This is a genomic window from Synechococcus sp. CS-603 (assembly GCF_977929215.1).
This window is the reverse complement of record NZ_OZ376778.1, coordinates 1,999,410-2,014,848: the sequence shown is the minus strand read 5'-3', so window position 1 is coordinate 2,014,848 and position 15,439 is coordinate 1,999,410. Positions and strand designations below refer to the sequence as shown.

Sequence of the window (15,439 nt, the reverse complement as noted above, 5' to 3'; positions counted from 1 at the left end):
TCATGCCCGTCTTCTTAGAGACCAGCGGTTGATCGAGGCTGATCGACTTGATTTAGTCGTCATCGATGTCTTCTTCTGGCCACTGCAGATTCACCACCACCGGGGCATGGTCGCTGGGTTGGGTGTTGCCGCGGACCACTTTGTCGATGGCACAGCCGGTGGCGCAGGCGATCAGATCGTCTGTGAGGTAGATGTGATCGATCCGCCAGCCCCGGTCGCGGTCCCAGGCGCCGCTGCGGTAGTCCCACCAGCTCCAATGCTCTCCGTTGGGCTCGAAGAGACGGAAGACATCGTGCAGCCGATCGCTTAATGCCGCGCGCAGGGCCTGGCGCTCGGCGTCGCTGGCCATGATGCCGCCGCCCAGACGGCCAGGGTCGTGGATGTCCCGGTCCTCCAGGGCGATGTTGAAATCTCCCACCATGCAGAGCGCCTCGGCCTGCTCGCCCTGGGCCTCGAGATAGCGCCGCAAACAGGACAGCCAATCGAGCTTGTAGGCGTATTTCTCGCTGCCCAGAGCCGATCCATTCGGGACGTAGAGGTTCAGCACCCGCACCCCATCCACCAGGGCGCTGATCAGCCGTTTCTGTTCACTCAAGGGTCCGGCGGCCCCATCGCCTGGCAACAGAGCGCCAAAGCCAACCTTCACATCCTCCAGGGGGAGTTGGCTGAGGATGGCGACACCGTTGTAAGCCTTCTGACCGCTGATGGCAGCGCTGTAACCCAGGGCTTCGAAGGCCTCAGCGGGGAACAGATGGTCCTCGACCTTGGTTTCCTGAAGGCAAAGCACATCGGGGCGTTGCCGCTCCAGCCAGGCCAGCACCTGCTCAAGCCGGCTGCGGACGGAATTCACGTTCCAGGTGGCGATGCGCATGGCGGGCGGGTCGAGCCGTTGGCGAAGACCCTTAGCATTGCCCCATAACCTCCGCCTGTTTCGCCATGGCCCGTTGCATGGCTCTCAGCGCCTTGGCCTTGCTCAGCGTTCCTTTCCTCCTGTCTCCGGCCGGTGCCGAAGGCTTGGGGGTTGGCACAGGGAGCGGCCAATCGCTGCAGCAGCGACAGTTCTTCGATGACGGCCCTGCCAAGGAAAAGGGGATCATCGACGCCACCAATCCACTTGAGCTGATGAACATGCTTCGCCGCAGTCAGGGCCTCAAAGACGCCACCAATCCCGGCGATGCTGTCGACCGTGCCCTCAGGGAGCTGGAGGTCCAGGGGCCAGCGGGGCCCCAGATCCCTGGATCGGCAGGGGTGATGGCGCCCTAGGAGCCTGGCCATTGGCGGCCTCTCGCAAGGGGGCCAGTCCCCAGGAGGCCGCCACCTGATCCAGCCGGGGATCCTGGGGATCAGGAAGCCGTTTCCTGGCTTCAGCGAGAAGGTTTAGGGCGGCCTGGGTCTGGCCGCGCTCATGGCTGAGCAGGGCCAGAGCCAAGCTGGGTTCCATGCTGTTGGGATGGTCTTTGGCCAGCTTCCGGTAGAGCTGATCGGCCTCCTGTTGCTTCCCCCGGCGTTGTAAGAGGTCTGCGAGCAGCAGGCCGACCTGCAGCGCCTTGGCTTGCTGGGCGGGCTCTGCTTGCTGAGTGGACTTGGACGCTGCCTTGTGGGCGGCCTCCAGCTGGCTTTGGGCCTGTTCGCCCCGCCCCTGCTCGAATTGGAGCAAGGCCATCAGTTGCAGGGCTTCGATCCGGTCGGGCTTGATGTTGAGCAGCTGGCGTACCTCGCGCTCGGCTCCCTTGCGGTCATTCTGATCGCGCCTTAGTTCGGCCAGCATCAACCGCAGTGGCCAGCGATCGGGCTGCTGATCCGCCATTCGCTCCAGCAACGCCGTGGCTTCGGCATTCTTTTGAAGTGCCAACAGCAATTCCAGCAAGCGTTGTTGCTGGCTGGCGGTGGCTTTGCCGCTGCTGAGATCCTCCTGGAGCAAATTGACTTGCTTGAGCGCTTCTTGCTCGGAGCGATCAGCGCCGGCCATGCCGAAGCCGCGCTGGCCCAGCCACCAGCCGGCCGACAACGCGGCAAGGGCGAGAAGCAGTGCAGACCCACCCAGCCAGAGGCCCCGGGGGGCGCCGACGATGCCACCAACGGTCAGGCGGGGAGCCATGGCTGAATTCGTTTGCCCCTGAGTCTGCTGCCTGGAGGCCTGGCTAGATTGCGCACTGGGCCATTGGTTGCCCCCCCTCACAATGCGTCACCATCCGATTTCCCCGGTTACCGAACCGATGCAGTACCGGGCCATTGGCTTGGTCCGCGGTCAGTACGTTCCGACCGACGCCGAGCAGCCCAGCCGCGGTGTGATCCGCAGCGACGACGGCACCGAGATCGAAGCCGTTGTACTGGGTCGTGTGCTCAGCCTGGTTCGCCGCCACCTCGACATGGCCACTCCCCATCTCTGGGTCGTCTACCCACGTCTGCGCGAAACCGACAACCTCCACCTCCAGATCGTTGGCGTCTGGGAGCCGAGCACCCTCGACTCCCCCACAGCCGCTGAGCCTGTGGAGACGGCGGAATCGAGCCCAGGCAACGGCGATGAACTTCCCGAGGGAGACGACTACTTCTCCGTTCGCGGCGAGTTGATCTACACCCGACCTGAGAGTGGCGAGGTGGTAATCAAGATCCGCCAGAAGCCCCGCGCCGACGGCAGCCGCGTTCAGCCATTCAAATTGCAGCTCAAGGGCGAGATTCCCCTGGAGCACCTGCGTCACTTCGTTTCCCTTGACCTACGTCGTCAGGGCAGCCATCTGTGCACGGAGCGCTATGAAGTGATCGCTCCAGTGGCCCAGCGCGGCAACCGCGGCGGCAAGGATCGCGGCAGTAACAAGCGAAACGGCAAGTCAAGCGCTAGCCATGGCGAGATCCAGCCACGCGCGGGTCTGCGCAGCGCGATCATCCGGCCGGGGGGCTGAACCTTGCCTGAGGAGCGCCCCAAATCCACTGAATCCCTGGCAACTGGTCGTTCGCCAGGGACACCCGGCGATCCCGGCGATGGCTCCGTCGCCACGCTCAGCGCTGGCATCGCCGTGGCCAGCGTGACAGCGCTGGCGGTGTTGGGGCCACTGCTGGGGATCTCCCCCTGGTTGATCGCCTTGGCGGCGGGCGGTGCCTTGGTGGCGATCACCGTTGATGGGGTGCGGTTTGGTGGGCGCGGCGGGCATTTGCTGGCTGAAGCCCTGCCAGGCGGCCAGGCGCGCCTGCGGCGAATCGCCATCCATGAGGCGGGCCATTCGCTGCTGGCTGAATGCAATGACCTGCCGATCCGGCGGGTGTTGATCGGCAGCCTGGCCTGCCTGCGGGCCGGCCTCAACGTCAATGGCAGCACCGAATTCGAACCGCCAGCCCACGCCAAGTTGGCAGCCGAAGATCTGCGCCGCTGGAGCCGGGTGCTCCAGGCCGGTATCGCCGCCGAAACACTGCTCTATGGCAGCTCCAGAGGCGGCGGCGATGACAGGGCCCTGCTCGGGCGGCTGTGGGGATTGTCGGGATTTGATGTGGCCACAGCCCAGCTGGAGCAAAGGCGGGCGCGCCGGGAAGTTGAGCAGTTGTTGCGCCGGCAGCGTGACCAGCTCGAGAGCCGCGCCGAGCAACTGCTGGCCGCAGCCCCCCGCCTGATGCGCTGAAGCCATGGGCCTGGCCTACCTCGATTGCCCCACCGGCGTGGCCGGCGACATGGTGCTGGCGGCCCTGTTCGATTTGGGCCTGCCCCATTCCGTTGTGGAGGGCCCGTTGGCCAGCCTCGGATTTGACGCTGCCTACCGCTTGCGCTGTGAACAGGCGCGCAGTGGTGGGCTGCGCGGTTCTCGCCTCACGCTGGAGCTGCTGGAGGCGCAACCGCCGCAGCGAACCTGGCTTGACCTGCGCCAGCGAATCAGCGACGGCCCGATCGATCCGACGCTGAAGCAGCAGGTGCTCAAGGTGTTCGGTTGTTTGGCCGAGGCCGAGGGCGCCGTCCACGGCCATGCCGCGGAGTCTGTTCATTTCCACGAAGTGGGGGCGGTGGATGCCGTTGTCGATGTGGTGGGGGTCTGCGCTGGCTTGCTGCATTTCGGCGTTGATCGGCTGATCTGTTCGCCGCTGCCGGCAGGCCATGGTTCGGTGACCACGGCCCACGGCCTGCTGCCTTTGCCAGCTCCTGCGGTGCTGGAGCTGGCCCGCCGTCATCGCATCCCTTTGGCAGGTGGCGCGGGTTTGCCGCCTGGCGAGTTGACCACGCCCACGGGTCTGGCCCTGATCGCCGCCTGGGCCGAGAGTTTTGGCGCCTCGCCGCCGATGGTGCCGGCTGCCGTGGGGATCGGCCTGGGCCACCGGCAGCTGGACGACCGTCCCAATCTGCTGCGCCTCTGGTTGGCGCAGAACCCCGACCCGTTGGCTGACGCGCCATCAAGCTCCGATGGGCCCCGGTTGGAGACGGTGCTGCTGCAGCAAGCCCAGATGGATGACGCCAGCGCCGAGGATCTGGCCTTCCTGGCCGAGGAGCTTCGGGCTGCTGGGGCCCTGGAGGTGTTCACCCAGGCGGCCCAGATGAAGAAAGGCCGCAGCGGCCTGGTGATTACGCTGGTTGCACGCCCTGATCAGGCCGAGGGCTTGCGCGCGATCTGGTGGCGCCACAGCAGCAGCCTGGGGGTGCGCGAACAGCTGCAGCAGCGCTGGCATCTGCCGCGGCGGATGCGTCAACTGAGCACTCCCTGGGGACCGGTCCGGCTGAAAGTGGCCCGGCTTCCCGATGGCAGCGAGCGCACCAAACCCGAGTACGACGACCTGGCGGCCCTGGCCCGGCAGCACGGCCTCAGCCTGCGCCAGCTGCGCGATGGCGTGAACCACGCCCTGGGTCTGGAGCATGGCGAGCTGCATGGCATCGGCAATGACACCGGCAACGACAATGCTGAACAGACAGGTCGAGTCGTTTGATGCCGACGTTCCCCTCCCTCTCTTTTCTGCGCCGTTGGCCGGCCTGGCTGGCCAAGCACCCACTCCCGGGTGGGTCGCGCCTTTGGGTGAGCCTGCTGAGCTTCGGCTTCGTCGCCGCCGCCCTGCTCGGCAATGGGCCCCAGCTACTGGCCACGCGCCTCGACCCCCAGGGTTGGCTGTGGCTGACGATCGGCATCGGCATCAGCCTGCTGAGCCTGGTGGTCAATGGTCTGGCCTGGACGGTGGGGCTGCGCTGGCTCGGCTTTCGGCCTGCCTGGGACGCCTGCGTGCGCTTCTACCTGCGCTCCAACCTGCTTAAGTATTTGCCTGGAGGCATCTGGCATCTGGCGGCCAGGGTGCAACGGCTGCGCCTGGGCGAGCAAGCCAAGGCCAATGGCGAAGCCGCCTTGCTGAGTGTCCCAGCAGGCTCGAGCCTGACCACGCCCCAGGCCCTGGTGGCCGTGCTGCTTGATCCGATCCTGGCGGCCAGTGCTGCCCTGTTGTTGATCCCCCTGGGTGGCTGGCAGGGCGGTCTGAGCCTGCTGGCCCTGCTGCCATTGGTTGTGCTGGGTCCGCGCTGGCTTAATCCCCTGCTCGCCAGGCTGGAGCGACGTCGGGCTCGCCAATTGGCTTTGGAGCTTCGCCCCGACGAGGTGGAGGCCCTGGTGCCATTCGCCCTGCCTGGTTATCCGCTGCTGCCGCTACTGCCCCAGCTGGTGTTTGTGTTGCTGCGTTTCCTGGGTTTCGCCTGCTGTGTGCTCGCCTTTGACCAGCAGCTGAGCTTGGCCTGGCCCAGTTGGTTGGCGGGCTTTCTGCTGGCCTGGACCGTCGGTCTGGTGGTGCCGGGCGCGCCAGGCGGGCTGGGGGTGTTCGAGGCGGTGCTGTTGTTGCGCCTTGGTCTGGAGATCCCTGAGGCCCCACTGCTGGCGGTTGCCCTCAGTTACCGGCTGCTGGTCACCCTGGCCGACGTGTTGGCGGCCCTGACGTCCTGGCTCGATGACGCCCTGGTGGCCACCGCTGAGCGCCGGCGATCAGCCCGGGCCGCCACCGGCTCCATGGGCCCAAGCGGCCCAACGGCTTAAGTCGTCAAAAATTCGCAACTGCCCTTACTATTGAGAACGACAGGGTTGTGTTCGTGTCTGCCCGTACCACCCCCCTCAGCGGCGAACCACTGCAGGCCACTGAACTGCGCACCAGCCTGCATGGCCGGGGCCAGAGGCTCACGCCCCAGCGGCAGAAGGTTCTAGCCCTGTTCAAACGCATCGGCGAAGGTAGTCACCTCAGCGCTGAGGAGGTGCACCAGCGCCTGCTGGGGGCAGAAGAGAAAGTGTCGCTGGCTACGGTTTATCGCACCCTGCGCCTGCTCAGCGCGATGGAGCTGTTGCGGGAGCTGGAACTGCCCGAAGGGGGGCGTCGCTTTGAGTTGTTCAGTGACACCCACCGCGACCACCACCATCTTGTCTGCATCGGCTGCGGCCGCACCGAGGAATTCGAGAGTGCCCCGGTGCTTACCGCAGGCGAGCAGGCCGCCAGCGCCCAGGGATTTCGCCTGATCGAATGCGTTCTCAATGTCAGGGCCCTTTGCCGCAACTGCCAGGACAGAGGCGAGTCGGGCGCCCAATCCAGCTTCTAGTCGGCAGATCGGCGCGACTTAGCGCCCTGAACACGACGCTGGAGTGCGAAGCGATCGGCAGCTTGTGGTGGCGCGCTCAGGCCGATGGATTGGTCGGCCCAGTGGGCGGTGAGAGCGGCCAGCAGGCTGTCGCGATCACCCAGGATTCGGATCATGGCGTTGAGGTTGTGGATCGGGTCGCTGAAACTCTGCCGCCAGTCTTCGTTGGCCCAGCGTGCGGATCGCACAGATCGGGGGCTCAAAAAGCACCAGGTCATTTGCAACTACCAATTGCTATTGAGAACCACTTGCAAGAAAGCCGGTCGACTGTTTAGATTGCGAGTCATTCGCAATAGCCCCGACCCGTGGCTTTTCGCTTTTTGCCTGACACGCCAGCCGCTTCCGTACGCATGCCCGTCGGCCAGACGGTGCTGCTGGATCCCAGCACGCGCTCCGGTCCTGGTGGTCACTGCATTGAAGTGCTCGAAGGCATCGCCAGGGTGTTTTGCCCCTGTGAAGAAACCGAGGGCATGACCCTGGCCTTTCTTCAGGCCGGTGACCTGTTGCGCACCGATCGGCTCTGCAGTGAAGGGGTCTGCGTCGAAGCACTCACGCCTCTCTGTTTCCGCAGCGATTCCGAAGCTCTCAGCGGTGACGGCTTCGATCCTGTCAATGAGTGGACGTTGCAACTGCTGCGCATCCGCCACCTCGGCAGCGCTGAGCAACGCCTCCATGCCTTGCTTGGCCTGCTGGTCAGGCGGCTGGGCCGCCGCTGCGGTTCCTGGTGCGACCTGCCATTCCGCCTCACCCATGAGCGAATCGGTGAATTGATCGGCACTACCCGGGTCACCACCACCCGCTTGATCTCCAGGATCCGTCAGGCCGATCTGCTGCAATCCCCAGCCGGCGAAGCGGTGTTGCGACTGGCTCCAGCGCTGGTGGAATCGGCCCCGCTCGAAGCGACATGAGATCTGATCCAAGGCTGATGCAGACCGCGCCTCCCCCTCGCCTTCCCAATCAGGTCGGCAGCTTGGTGGGCGGACTCTGCCGCGAAATGGGCCGGATCCATGGCCGCAACAAAAGAATCGCCATGGATCTGGGCTGTTGCCAGGCCAAGGGGCTGCTTGCTCGCCTACGAGCGGAACAGCAGCAGCTCCAGCAACGTCAGTGCGAACTGCAGGCCATTGCCCGCCAGCTCAAACAGCAACCCAATCTCGACCCGCTCGGAATTGAGTTCCTGTTGGAACTCACCCGGCGCAGCCCAAGGCCCGGAGGCTCAGCTGCCCATGCTGGCGGGTGAAGACTGACCGGCGAACAGTTCGCCGTCGAGTAGCAGCAGGGCCGCCGGATTGTTTTCGCACAGCCGAAGCCGTCCGAGCAGGTGAGCCGACTCGGCCTCGGCGCCCGTTTGCTTTTCGATCAACGGGTCAAGGAAGACGGTGGTGCGCACGTCACCGGAACGTTCCGCCAGCGAATAAAGCTGCATCAGGGAGGTGGTGACCTCTGTTTCAATCTGGAATACAGCGGCGAAGACCTCTTCGAGGCTGTCCCAGTTCTGGCGGGGCTTGTCGATGGCATCGAGGGCGACAGGCTGACCGCGACCAACCAAATAATCGGCAAAGATGCCGGCGTGTCCGCGTTCCTGATCTGATTCCTGCTTGAAGTAGAGCGAGAAACCGCGGAATTCCCGCTCGGCGAACCAGATGGCCAGGGCCCAGTAGGCCGAACTGGCATTGAGTTCCATGCTCAGGTGCTGCTGCAAGCCATCGAGCAGGGCTTCTTCGAGGGGCTGCGAGACGGCTCTTCCCCCGGTCCCCAGAGCTTTGGACGCTTGTATGACATCTGAAACCATGGTGGTACCTGAATTGACAATCAGAATAGGAGGACACCCAGCCAAGGGTTTGATTCGGCTCTAGCTGTGTAGTCCCACCACGTTGTTCAGCTGACAAGGGGGTGTGAGGTCGCCAGGGTCGGAGTGTCACCACCGTCCCAAGACCTCACACACCATGCATAGCCACCCTCTGGCCCGACTGACACCCATCAGTCGGGAACGGCTCATCCGCCGGCATCTCGATGAAGGCGTGCCACTCAAAGCCCTTGCAGCACAAGCCGGGATCAGCCTGCGTACGGCCTACAAGTGGCTCTCCAGGTTTCGAGCAGGCGGCGTAGCGGCACTGGCGGATCGACGGAGTGTTCGCCGCAGCCAGCGGCGGACGCTCGATCCGCAGCAACTCCAGCAGGCTGTAGACCTGCGGCACCAGCGCTGCACGCTCCGCCGCATCGCCAGGGCTCTCTGTGCGCCCCTCTCCACCGTTGGTCGGCTCATGAAGGGCCTGGGCCTGGGACGCCTGAAGAACCTTGACCCCAAACGTCTTGTTCGTCGCTACCAGTGGGAGCGCCCCGGGGACATGATCCATGTCGACATCAAACAGCTGGCCAGGTTTGAGCGGGTCGGCCACCGCATCACCGGCGACCGTCGTCAAGGCTCCTCCCGAGGTGCCGGCTACGAAAAGGTGCACGTCGCGATCGACGACGCCACCCGCCTGGCCTACGTCGAAGTGCTGGCTGATGAGCAGAAGGAGACGACCGTTGGATTCCTGGCCCGTGCCGTCGGCTGGTTCTCTGAGCAGGGGATCACCTGTCGGCGGATCCTCTCAGACAACGGCCCCTCCTACCGCTCTGGAGACTGGCGAAAAGCCTGTCGCGCCTTGGATCTCAAGCCCATCCGCACCAAGCCCTACACGCCGCAGACCAACGGGAAGGCCGAACGGTTCATCAAAACCATCCTGGCGGAATGGGCTTACGTGATCGCCTACCAAACATCGGATGAACGCAACCGCTGGCTACCCCGCTATCTGGGGATCTATAACGGCAGCAGGTGCCACATGGCTCTCGGTGGCCTCACGCCTCAGCAATGCCTCCAGCGGCTGCTGATCGCTGAATGACCTGGTGAGAAAGCACATCTAGCGATCTGCGTTGTGCCCTTGCACAGCCGGGCGATCGCCCGGCAGCTCCAAGACCTGGAGCTGCAGTGGCCTGCTTCCGACACTGGCTACCGCGATCGCACCAAAAATCACGGTGAATAACAAGGCGGAGAAACCCAGCCGGATCAGCAAGGTCGGATGGGTATCAGTGAACAATCGCTCTTCCTGTGGGTGAATCAATGGGCTGGATGTCTCCACCTCTCAAGCTAAGAAGTGAAGCCATCACAATCAGGTTGCGATTGATCGTGGAGAACGTATGAAAAGATACACAGCGCCGCCAAGGCAGCGCTCAGCGGCTTCGCCAGACTTGCATCCAGAGTGTTGAGGAGGCACTGGTTTCCATCAACATCTCCTGGTATTCCCTGGTCATGGCGCGGGCATCCTCCAGGTCGGGCTGGAGCGAGAGGATCGACAACCGTTCCATGCACCAGTCGCGGAGGCTGGTGAGCTGGTGTGTGCACTGAAGATCGTTGCGATCGTCTCTTGAGGCTCTGTGAAATTGATCCATCAATAGGAGGCCTCTAGCGTTGGCTCTTGACCTGATTGTCCAGACGTTTGACTGTCCAGACGTTCTGACAAATGTGTAGATCAATGGCAACTATGGCGGGTAGCCCATTTCACACGGCTCAGGCGTGGACCTTGGCCGGCAATCCCGGCGAGATCTGAGCTGCGAATTGGTCGGATTGGACAGGCTGACGTTTGAGCGTGTCCTGGCTGAGGCTTTCCAGGCTCGGCACCAGGGCCATGGAGGCGACCAAGCCGAGCACCATGATCATCAGGGCAGGGCCCATGGCCGCCCCCACCCGTTCGTCGCTGGCGTACTGGAACACCCGCACCGCCAGGGTGTCGAAGTCGAAGGGGCGCAGCGAGAGGGTCAACGGCAGCTCCTTGACCACATCAACGAAGACCAGCAGGCTGCCCACCAGCATCGGCCCCTTCAACAGAGGCAGATGGATGCGCCTGAGCACGCCGAACCAGGAGCAGCCCAGGCTGGTGGCCGATTCGTCGATGCTTGGGGGGAGCCGCTCCAAGGCCGCATCCAGTCCCTGCTTGGACACTGCCAAAAAGCGCACCCCGTAACCCCAGATCAGAAGCATCAGAGGGCTGATCGCCAGCGGCCCACCGAACAGCATCAGGCCAAGGGCGAGCACGCTGCCAGGCACCGCGTAGCCCATGCCCGCGACAAAACTGAGCTGGCGCACCAGGTTCTGGGGACTCCAGCGCCTGATGATCGCCAGTAACAGGGCCGCGAACGCGGTGATCACTGTGGCCTGAAGGGCCAGGCCCAGACTGCGGCCGGCGAGGGGAAGCAGGTCTTGGATGGGCTCGTTCCCCATTCCCTGCCAGCCTTCGGCGACCCAGAGGATCGGAATGGTCAAGGTGGCGATTGGCGGCAGGGCGGTGATCAACTGGGCAGCTAAGGCACGCCAACCCACCAGTTCCCAGATGTGCCTGGAGCTGCTGCCTTCCGCCAGATTCCAGCGCCGACTGCGGCGACGCAGGGTCCGCTCGGCGAACACCAGCAACAGCACGATCGCCAAGGCGATCAGCGAGAGCAGGGCCGCGCCCCCTGGATCGCCATCCACCTGCCAGCGATCGAAAATACCGGCTGAGAGCGTCGGAACTCCCAGCAAGCGCACCGCACCAAGGTCATTGACCACCTCCATCGCGCTCAGGGCCACACCGGCTCCGATCGAGGGCAGGGCAATCGGCAGGGCAACCCGCCAGAAACTGCGCCATGGCCCCACCCCCAGACTGCGGCTGGCTTCGAGCAGGGCCTTGCCACTGATCGAAAAACTTTCCGTGCTCAGTAGGAACACGTAGCTGTACGTGGTCAACGTCAGCAAGATCAGGGCCCAACCGACGCCATGAACGCGCAGGCCGTGGTGGCTGCCCCAGTCGATAAGGCTGGCGGCAAGCAGGTAGGCGGGAAAGGCCAATGGGATCAGCTGGGCGATGCGCAGGATCCGGCGGCCCGGAAAGCTGCAGGCGGCGGTGAGCCAGCCGGTGGCGGTGCCCAGCACGGCCCCGAGAATCCCCTCGCCCACCACCAGTTGCAGAGTTCCGACGATCTGAGCTGGACCGTCGAAGCCGAGCCCCACCCCCTCGGCCCCGCCGGCGAAGCCATCACGCAGCAGGGCGAGGAGCGGCACCAGGGCCAGTAGACAGATCGCCAAAACGACGATCACGATGCTGAGCCTCCCGCCTGGCATGGACCGGCGGGCGATCAGCGCCGGCTGCGAGAGGGGGGAGGCTGTCATCGACGCGGAGTGGGTAACAGGTGGATTCCTCGCGAGGGGAGTTGGGATGGGCGGCTGGCTTACTTCCAGCCGTTTTCGGCCATCAATTCGGTGGCCTGCTTGTTCGCGTTGGCCAACTGCTCAACGCTGACCTTCGAGGCTGTGAAGCTTCCCCAGTTGTTGAGGATTGGGTTGTCACCGAACCCTGTGAGTGGGTATTCGTTGTTTGCCGAGGCGTAGCCCTTGCCTGTGCTAGGTGAGGCCAGAAACTCGATCAGCATGGTGGCCGCCTTGGGATTCTTGGAGCTGCTGGTGACACCGGCTGCGGTGACGTTGACGTGGGTGGGATTGGGAAAGACGACGCGAATGTTGGCGGCGGGGTCGCGATCGTTGGCAGGGGCCTCGGGTGAGAGCATGCGGGCCAGGTAGTACTGGTTGGCCACCGTGACGCCGCACTCACCATTGCCGAGGGCGCGCAGCATCGGCGTGTCGCTGGTGAAGAGTGGCTGAGTCACGTTGGCCACCATTCCCTTCACCCATTGCGCGGTGTCGGCCTCGCCTTCTTGAACCAGCACATCAGCCACCAGCGATTGGTTGTAGACACTGGCCCTGTTGCGCAGGCAGAGCTTGCCCTTCAAAGCGGGATTGGTCAAATCGGCGTAACTGGTGACCTGATCAGGGTTCACCACGTCAGGGTTGACCATGATCACCCGAGCCCGGCGGGTCAGGGCGAACCAGTTCCCCTTGGGATCACGCAACTCGGCGGGCACGTCGCGGTTCAGGGCTTCGGAGTCGATCGGCTGAAACAGGTTGTCATCCTGGGCCCGCTGCAGCCGGGCCGCATCGACCAGCACCAGCACATCGGCCGGGCTGTTGTTTCCCTCGGTCTTGAGCCGCGCCAGCAATTCGTCGTCCTTGGCTTCCAGCAGATTCACCTTGATGCCGGTCTCTTCGGTGAACTGTTTGTAAAGCTCTTTGTCCGTGTTGTAGTGCCGTCCGGAGTAGACATTCACCTCCTTCGTCTGCTGCGAGTCTTCCGATGGGGTGCAAGCGATCGTGGCGATTCCAAGGGCTCCGACTGTCGCAGCCACCAGCAGGGCGGAGAGGCCGCGATGCTTTGTCTTGGACTGGTCAACGTGGGTGGGCATGGGTGAGTTAGATGTGCATTAGTAGGGATGCTGGGGACCTGCATCCTCAGATTCAGACGCCGGCTTCGGCTCAGGCGTCAATTGGCTGAAGTTAGGGAACCCCATAAGCAACGGGCCGATCAATTAGGGCAGCTGAACGTAGCTTTTGCTACGGCTGATGGTCCGCCTGTGATTTCAAGGGAGGCGCGGCCCAAGCTCCCATAAAAAAACCCCGATCCAAAGATCGGGGGAAGTGATGGCTAAGCGCTCAGCGGGTGCGATTGGAGGAGCGGATCGGGATCGGAACAAGAGAAGGCTGCATCAGACCACCTCCGGAGTTGTCGTCATCGGAGTCGGTGGTGAGCCACAGGGCGAGGCCAAACAGGGCGAAGACGCCGGTCAAGAGCAGAAGTTCAGCCATGTCTCCGGCGTTTAGTCTCCAAAGAATAGCCAGGATCGGCGGCAAATTTGTTCCAATCGTTGCCAACCGAGGCCGGTTAACCGGCACCGACGGCCCGCAAGGCCTCGATCTGGGCCAGGGCGAGGACCCCGCCAGCGAGGCTGAGCAGTCCAGCGAGCCGCAGGGTCCAGACTGTGCCGAGCTTGCGCAGCACCCCATAACTGACGCCAACCACCAGGGTTGAGGCCAGGAAAGCACCCAGCCACCAGCTGTTGGCTCCACTGGCTTCATGGCCATGCAGCATGGCGTGAACGGCGACTGAACCCATCACCACCAGCCCGTAGAGGGTGGCGGGCGGGGCGCCGGCCTGGCGGCGGCTGCGCAGGATCAGCAGACCGAGCAGCGAGACAGCCAGGGCCGCGACCAGTTCCGCCAGGGGCAGCTGGCCACCGCTGAGGCCGAACAGGGAGCCCAACGCAGCGCCTGCCAGGGCATAGAGCAACAGCGTTGAGCTGATGAAGGAGGCCGAAGCCCCGACCCCGACCAGCAGCAGCAGGTGATCAAGCCCCAGCAGCGGATGGCTGAAGCCCGTTGCCAAACCGGCGCCAGCGATGGAGTGGGCGGAGGCAGGTACGGCCCCGATCAGACTCAGCCCCAGGCCGGCGCAGGCTGCCAGGCCGAGTTGCCGGCCAGAGGGAGACAGGAAGGAAGGTGTTGGCATGGTGGGTACGACCGGTCCGCGCCGGCGATGGGATGGAAAAGGGGCGAAACAGGGCGAGCGTTCTGACTGAGGACAGGATTCAAGGCCGAAGCTTTTGACCGGGTCCATCACAGCTGCGGGACAGTGCCGGACTGGAGTGGTCATCCCCCTGGGGAGATTGACCCGCACCGGACTTTCCTCGTTGCCTCCCCAGGCTGAATCCGGGGAACCACTGCATGGCAAGTATGGGGGCTGATCAGCCGAATCCCTTGCCGGCGTCCTTGGAAACACACGCCCGCAGCTGCTCACGCAATTTGGCGTGGTCGAGGTTTTTGCCGATCAGCACCAACTGGTTCTTGCGCTCACCAGGCCAGTCGCTGTCGTCGATCGAGAAACGCTTACCGGCCAGGTGGAACACATGGCGCCGCTCACTTTCCTTGAACCAGAGGATGCCTTTGGCGCGAAACACCCCGGGCGGCAGTTGATTGTCGAGAAAATTCTGAAATTTGCGCAAGCCAAAGGGGCCTTCTGCTGCAAACGACAGCGACGTGAAGCCTTCGATCGCCAGATGGTCTGACGGGTGTTCTGCGGGGTCTTCTGCAGCGTGGCTGGATTCGTGGTTATGGCCGTGGTCATGCCCGTGATCATGGTGATGCCCATGGTCATGGCCGTGATGCTCGTCGTGGCTGTGATCGTGCGCGGCTTCGGCGGCTTGCTCCTCCGCCATCCGGTCGGATTCGAACAACCCAACGCTGAGGAGCAAGGGCAGCGGAACTGCCCCCTTGATCGAACGCAGGATCCGAGCTTCCGGCTTGATCTCGAGAAGCTGCTGCTCCAACGCCAGCAAGCGCTCTTCCTCGACCAGATCTCCTTTGTTCAGCAAGAGGATGTCGCCGTAGACGATCTGGGCCCGACCCACCTCACTGTTCACCAGCTCGGCATCAAAATTCTCGGCATCGATCAAAGTGATGATCGAATCGAGTCGGGTGCTGTCACGCAGCTCACTTCCCAGGAAGGTCATGGCAACCGGTAAGGGGTCAGCCAGGCCTGTGGTTTCAACAACCAGATAATCGACGGGGTCAGGGCGCTGAAGGATCCGTTCAACGGCCTCAAGCAGCTCGCCATTGATCGAGCAACAGATGCAGCCATTGCTCAGCTCCACCGTGTCGTCGCCAGTGGAGATGATCAGATCGTTGTCGATGCCGATTTCGCCAAACTCATTGACCAGAACGGCGGTTTTGATCCCCTCCTGATTACTGAGGATGTGGATGAGCAAGGTGGTTTTACCAGCCCCAAGGAAACCGGTGAGGATGGTCACCGGCAGGCCCGTAACCAGCGCGTCGGTGCGATCAGGGGCTGGAGCAGTTGATGCCGTGGTGGTGCTGGTCATGGAGGGGAGGACGGCCCAAGGCCTGGTTCTGCGCACAGTCTGACGCCTTGAAACCAGCCTGATGCCCTGGAGCCGCCCCTTGGCGTG

At 63.7% G+C, this 15,439-nt stretch carries 19 protein-coding genes and 1 riboswitch; of the genes, 9 read left to right on the top strand and 10 right to left on the bottom strand.

The annotated features are described in order from the left end of the window. Window positions 1–52 precede the first annotated feature (52 nt). Complete coding sequence (gene xth / locus ACXMDM_RS10595; protein WP_071801710.1) at window positions 53–871, bottom strand: exodeoxyribonuclease III; 819 nt, start codon at window positions 869–871, stop codon at window positions 53–55. A 77-nt stretch (window positions 872–948) separates the two neighbouring features. Between xth and ACXMDM_RS10590 the strand changes: the two genes are divergently transcribed. Then, entirely contained in the window at window positions 949–1,263 is a 315-nt protein-coding gene (locus ACXMDM_RS10590; RefSeq protein WP_083544577.1) for a hypothetical protein, read from the top strand. On the opposite strand, the gene ACXMDM_RS10585 is transcribed toward ACXMDM_RS10590, so the two are convergent. Beyond that, window positions 1,193–2,098, bottom strand: coding sequence for a tetratricopeptide repeat protein (locus ACXMDM_RS10585; protein WP_071801708.1), 906 nt, complete (start codon window positions 2,096–2,098; stop codon window positions 1,193–1,195). The two genes, ACXMDM_RS10590 and ACXMDM_RS10585, sit on opposite strands and share 71 nt — an antisense overlap. 82 nt (window positions 2,099–2,180) lie before the next feature. On the opposite strand from ACXMDM_RS10585, the gene patR reads away from it, so the two are divergent. From patR to ACXMDM_RS10560, 5 genes are read left to right on the top strand one after another with little or no spacing between them, the layout of a single operon-like run. Continuing rightward, entirely contained in the window at window positions 2,181–2,900 is a 720-nt protein-coding gene (gene patR / locus ACXMDM_RS10580; protein ID WP_233831378.1) for a heterocyst master regulator PatR, read from the top strand. A 36-nt stretch (window positions 2,901–2,936) separates the two neighbouring features. Then, window positions 2,937–3,611 (top strand): hypothetical protein, encoded by a 675-nt coding sequence (locus ACXMDM_RS10575; RefSeq protein ID WP_071802315.1) that lies wholly within the window; start codon window positions 2,937–2,939, stop codon window positions 3,609–3,611. Window positions 3,612–3,615: 4 nt separating this feature from the next. Further along, on the top strand, window positions 3,616–4,899 hold the full coding sequence (gene larC, locus ACXMDM_RS10570) for a nickel pincer cofactor biosynthesis protein LarC (RefSeq protein ID WP_071801705.1): 1,284 nt from the start codon (window positions 3,616–3,618) through the stop codon (window positions 4,897–4,899). Beyond that, window positions 4,899–5,981, top strand: a complete 1,083-nt coding sequence (locus ACXMDM_RS10565; RefSeq protein ID WP_083544576.1) for a lysylphosphatidylglycerol synthase domain-containing protein — start codon at window positions 4,899–4,901, stop codon at window positions 5,979–5,981. Before larC ends, ACXMDM_RS10565 begins: the two co-directional genes overlap by 1 nt. A 53-nt stretch (window positions 5,982–6,034) precedes the next feature. Beyond that, window positions 6,035–6,532: a Fur family transcriptional regulator gene (locus tag ACXMDM_RS10560; RefSeq protein ID WP_233830815.1), complete on the top strand. Its 498-nt coding sequence runs from the start codon at window positions 6,035–6,037 to the stop codon at window positions 6,530–6,532. On the opposite strand, the gene ACXMDM_RS10555 is transcribed toward ACXMDM_RS10560, so the two are convergent. Continuing rightward, complete coding sequence (locus tag ACXMDM_RS10555; RefSeq protein ID WP_145536804.1) at window positions 6,529–6,759, bottom strand: hypothetical protein; 231 nt, start codon at window positions 6,757–6,759, stop codon at window positions 6,529–6,531. The genes ACXMDM_RS10560 and ACXMDM_RS10555 overlap by 4 nt on opposite strands. Before the next feature lie 117 nt (window positions 6,760–6,876). On the opposite strand from ACXMDM_RS10555, the gene ACXMDM_RS10550 reads away from it, so the two are divergent. Together ACXMDM_RS10550 and ACXMDM_RS10545 are read left to right on the top strand one after the other, a co-directional pair. Next, window positions 6,877–7,479 (top strand): helix-turn-helix domain-containing protein, encoded by a 603-nt coding sequence (locus tag ACXMDM_RS10550; RefSeq protein ID WP_071801702.1) that lies wholly within the window; start codon window positions 6,877–6,879, stop codon window positions 7,477–7,479. Window positions 7,480–7,496: 17 nt separating this feature from the next. Further along, window positions 7,497–7,811 (top strand): hypothetical protein, encoded by a 315-nt coding sequence (locus ACXMDM_RS10545; protein ID WP_071801700.1) that lies wholly within the window; start codon window positions 7,497–7,499, stop codon window positions 7,809–7,811. Here the strand turns inward: ACXMDM_RS10545 and ACXMDM_RS10540 are convergent. After that, on the bottom strand, window positions 7,788–8,363 hold the full coding sequence (locus tag ACXMDM_RS10540; protein WP_071801698.1) for a ferritin: 576 nt from the start codon (window positions 8,361–8,363) through the stop codon (window positions 7,788–7,790). The two genes, ACXMDM_RS10545 and ACXMDM_RS10540, sit on opposite strands and share 24 nt — an antisense overlap. Window positions 8,364–8,517: 154 nt before the next feature. Between ACXMDM_RS10540 and ACXMDM_RS10535 the strand changes: the two genes are divergently transcribed. Continuing rightward, window positions 8,518–9,456, top strand: a complete 939-nt coding sequence (locus ACXMDM_RS10535) for an IS481 family transposase (RefSeq protein WP_071801696.1) — start codon at window positions 8,518–8,520, stop codon at window positions 9,454–9,456. Window positions 9,457–9,784: 328 nt separating this feature from the next. Here the strand turns inward: ACXMDM_RS10535 and ACXMDM_RS10530 are convergent, their stop codons facing one another. The 6 genes from ACXMDM_RS10530 to ACXMDM_RS10505 all read right to left on the bottom strand — a co-directional run bounded on the left by ACXMDM_RS10530 (window position 9,785) and on the right by ACXMDM_RS10505 (window position 15,352). Then, a complete protein-coding gene (locus ACXMDM_RS10530; protein WP_499569571.1) occupies window positions 9,785–9,910 on the bottom strand; it encodes a hypothetical protein in 126 nt (41 codons plus the stop codon). A gap of 211 nt (window positions 9,911–10,121) precedes the next feature. After that, the gene (locus ACXMDM_RS10525; protein ID WP_120352867.1) at window positions 10,122–11,708 is read right to left on the bottom strand and encodes an ABC transporter permease; all 1,587 of its coding nucleotides are present in this window, start codon (window positions 11,706–11,708) and stop codon (window positions 10,122–10,124) included. Window positions 11,709–11,815: 107 nt separating this feature from the next. After that, window positions 11,816–12,883 (bottom strand): extracellular solute-binding protein, encoded by a 1,068-nt coding sequence (locus tag ACXMDM_RS10520; protein ID WP_071801692.1) that lies wholly within the window; start codon window positions 12,881–12,883, stop codon window positions 11,816–11,818. Between the two features lie 247 nt (window positions 12,884–13,130). Beyond that, window positions 13,131–13,283 carry a hypothetical protein gene (locus ACXMDM_RS10515; protein ID WP_162922888.1) on the bottom strand — a complete coding sequence of 51 codons (153 nt, stop codon included), beginning with the start codon at window positions 13,281–13,283 and terminating at the stop codon, window positions 13,131–13,133. 76 nt (window positions 13,284–13,359) lie between these two features. Beyond that, window positions 13,360–13,983 carry a HupE/UreJ family protein gene (locus ACXMDM_RS10510; RefSeq protein ID WP_071801691.1) on the bottom strand — a complete coding sequence of 208 codons (624 nt, stop codon included), beginning with the start codon at window positions 13,981–13,983 and terminating at the stop codon, window positions 13,360–13,362. A 36-nt stretch (window positions 13,984–14,019) separates the two neighbouring features. Next, window positions 14,020–14,211: riboswitch (cobalamin riboswitch) on the bottom strand. Between the two features lie 7 nt (window positions 14,212–14,218). Next, entirely contained in the window at window positions 14,219–15,352 is a 1,134-nt protein-coding gene (locus ACXMDM_RS10505) for a CobW family GTP-binding protein (RefSeq protein ID WP_071801690.1), read from the bottom strand. Between the last annotated feature and the right edge of the window lie 87 nt (window positions 15,353–15,439).

Coding starts and splice junctions, on each gene's coding strand:
- xth (WP_071801710.1), bottom strand. CDS start 871: ATGCGCATCGCCACCTGGAACGTGAATTCCGTCCGCAGCCGGCTTGAG.
- ACXMDM_RS10510 (WP_071801691.1), bottom strand. CDS start 13,983: ATGCCAACACCTTCCTTCCTGTCTCCCTCTGGCCGGCAACTCGGCCTG.
- larC (WP_071801705.1), top strand. CDS start 3,616: ATGGGCCTGGCCTACCTCGATTGCCCCACCGGCGTGGCCGGCGACATG.
- ACXMDM_RS10545 (WP_071801700.1), top strand. CDS start 7,497: ATGCAGACCGCGCCTCCCCCTCGCCTTCCCAATCAGGTCGGCAGCTTG.
- ACXMDM_RS10565 (WP_083544576.1), top strand. CDS start 4,899: ATGCCGACGTTCCCCTCCCTCTCTTTTCTGCGCCGTTGGCCGGCCTGG.
- ACXMDM_RS10535 (WP_071801696.1), top strand. CDS start 8,518: ATGCATAGCCACCCTCTGGCCCGACTGACACCCATCAGTCGGGAACGG.
- ACXMDM_RS10520 (WP_071801692.1), bottom strand. CDS start 12,883: ATGCCCACCCACGTTGACCAGTCCAAGACAAAGCATCGCGGCCTCTCC.
- ACXMDM_RS10505 (WP_071801690.1), bottom strand. CDS start 15,352: ATGACCAGCACCACCACGGCATCAACTGCTCCAGCCCCTGATCGCACC.
- ACXMDM_RS10585 (WP_071801708.1), bottom strand. CDS start 2,098: ATGGCTCCCCGCCTGACCGTTGGTGGCATCGTCGGCGCCCCCCGGGGC.
- ACXMDM_RS10515 (WP_162922888.1), bottom strand. CDS start 13,283: ATGGCTGAACTTCTGCTCTTGACCGGCGTCTTCGCCCTGTTTGGCCTC.
- ACXMDM_RS10590 (WP_083544577.1), top strand. CDS start 949: ATGGCTCTCAGCGCCTTGGCCTTGCTCAGCGTTCCTTTCCTCCTGTCT.
- ACXMDM_RS10525 (WP_120352867.1), bottom strand. CDS start 11,708: ATGCCAGGCGGGAGGCTCAGCATCGTGATCGTCGTTTTGGCGATCTGT.
- ACXMDM_RS10540 (WP_071801698.1), bottom strand. CDS start 8,363: ATGGTTTCAGATGTCATACAAGCGTCCAAAGCTCTGGGGACCGGGGGA.
- patR (WP_233831378.1), top strand. CDS start 2,181: ATGCGTCACCATCCGATTTCCCCGGTTACCGAACCGATGCAGTACCGG.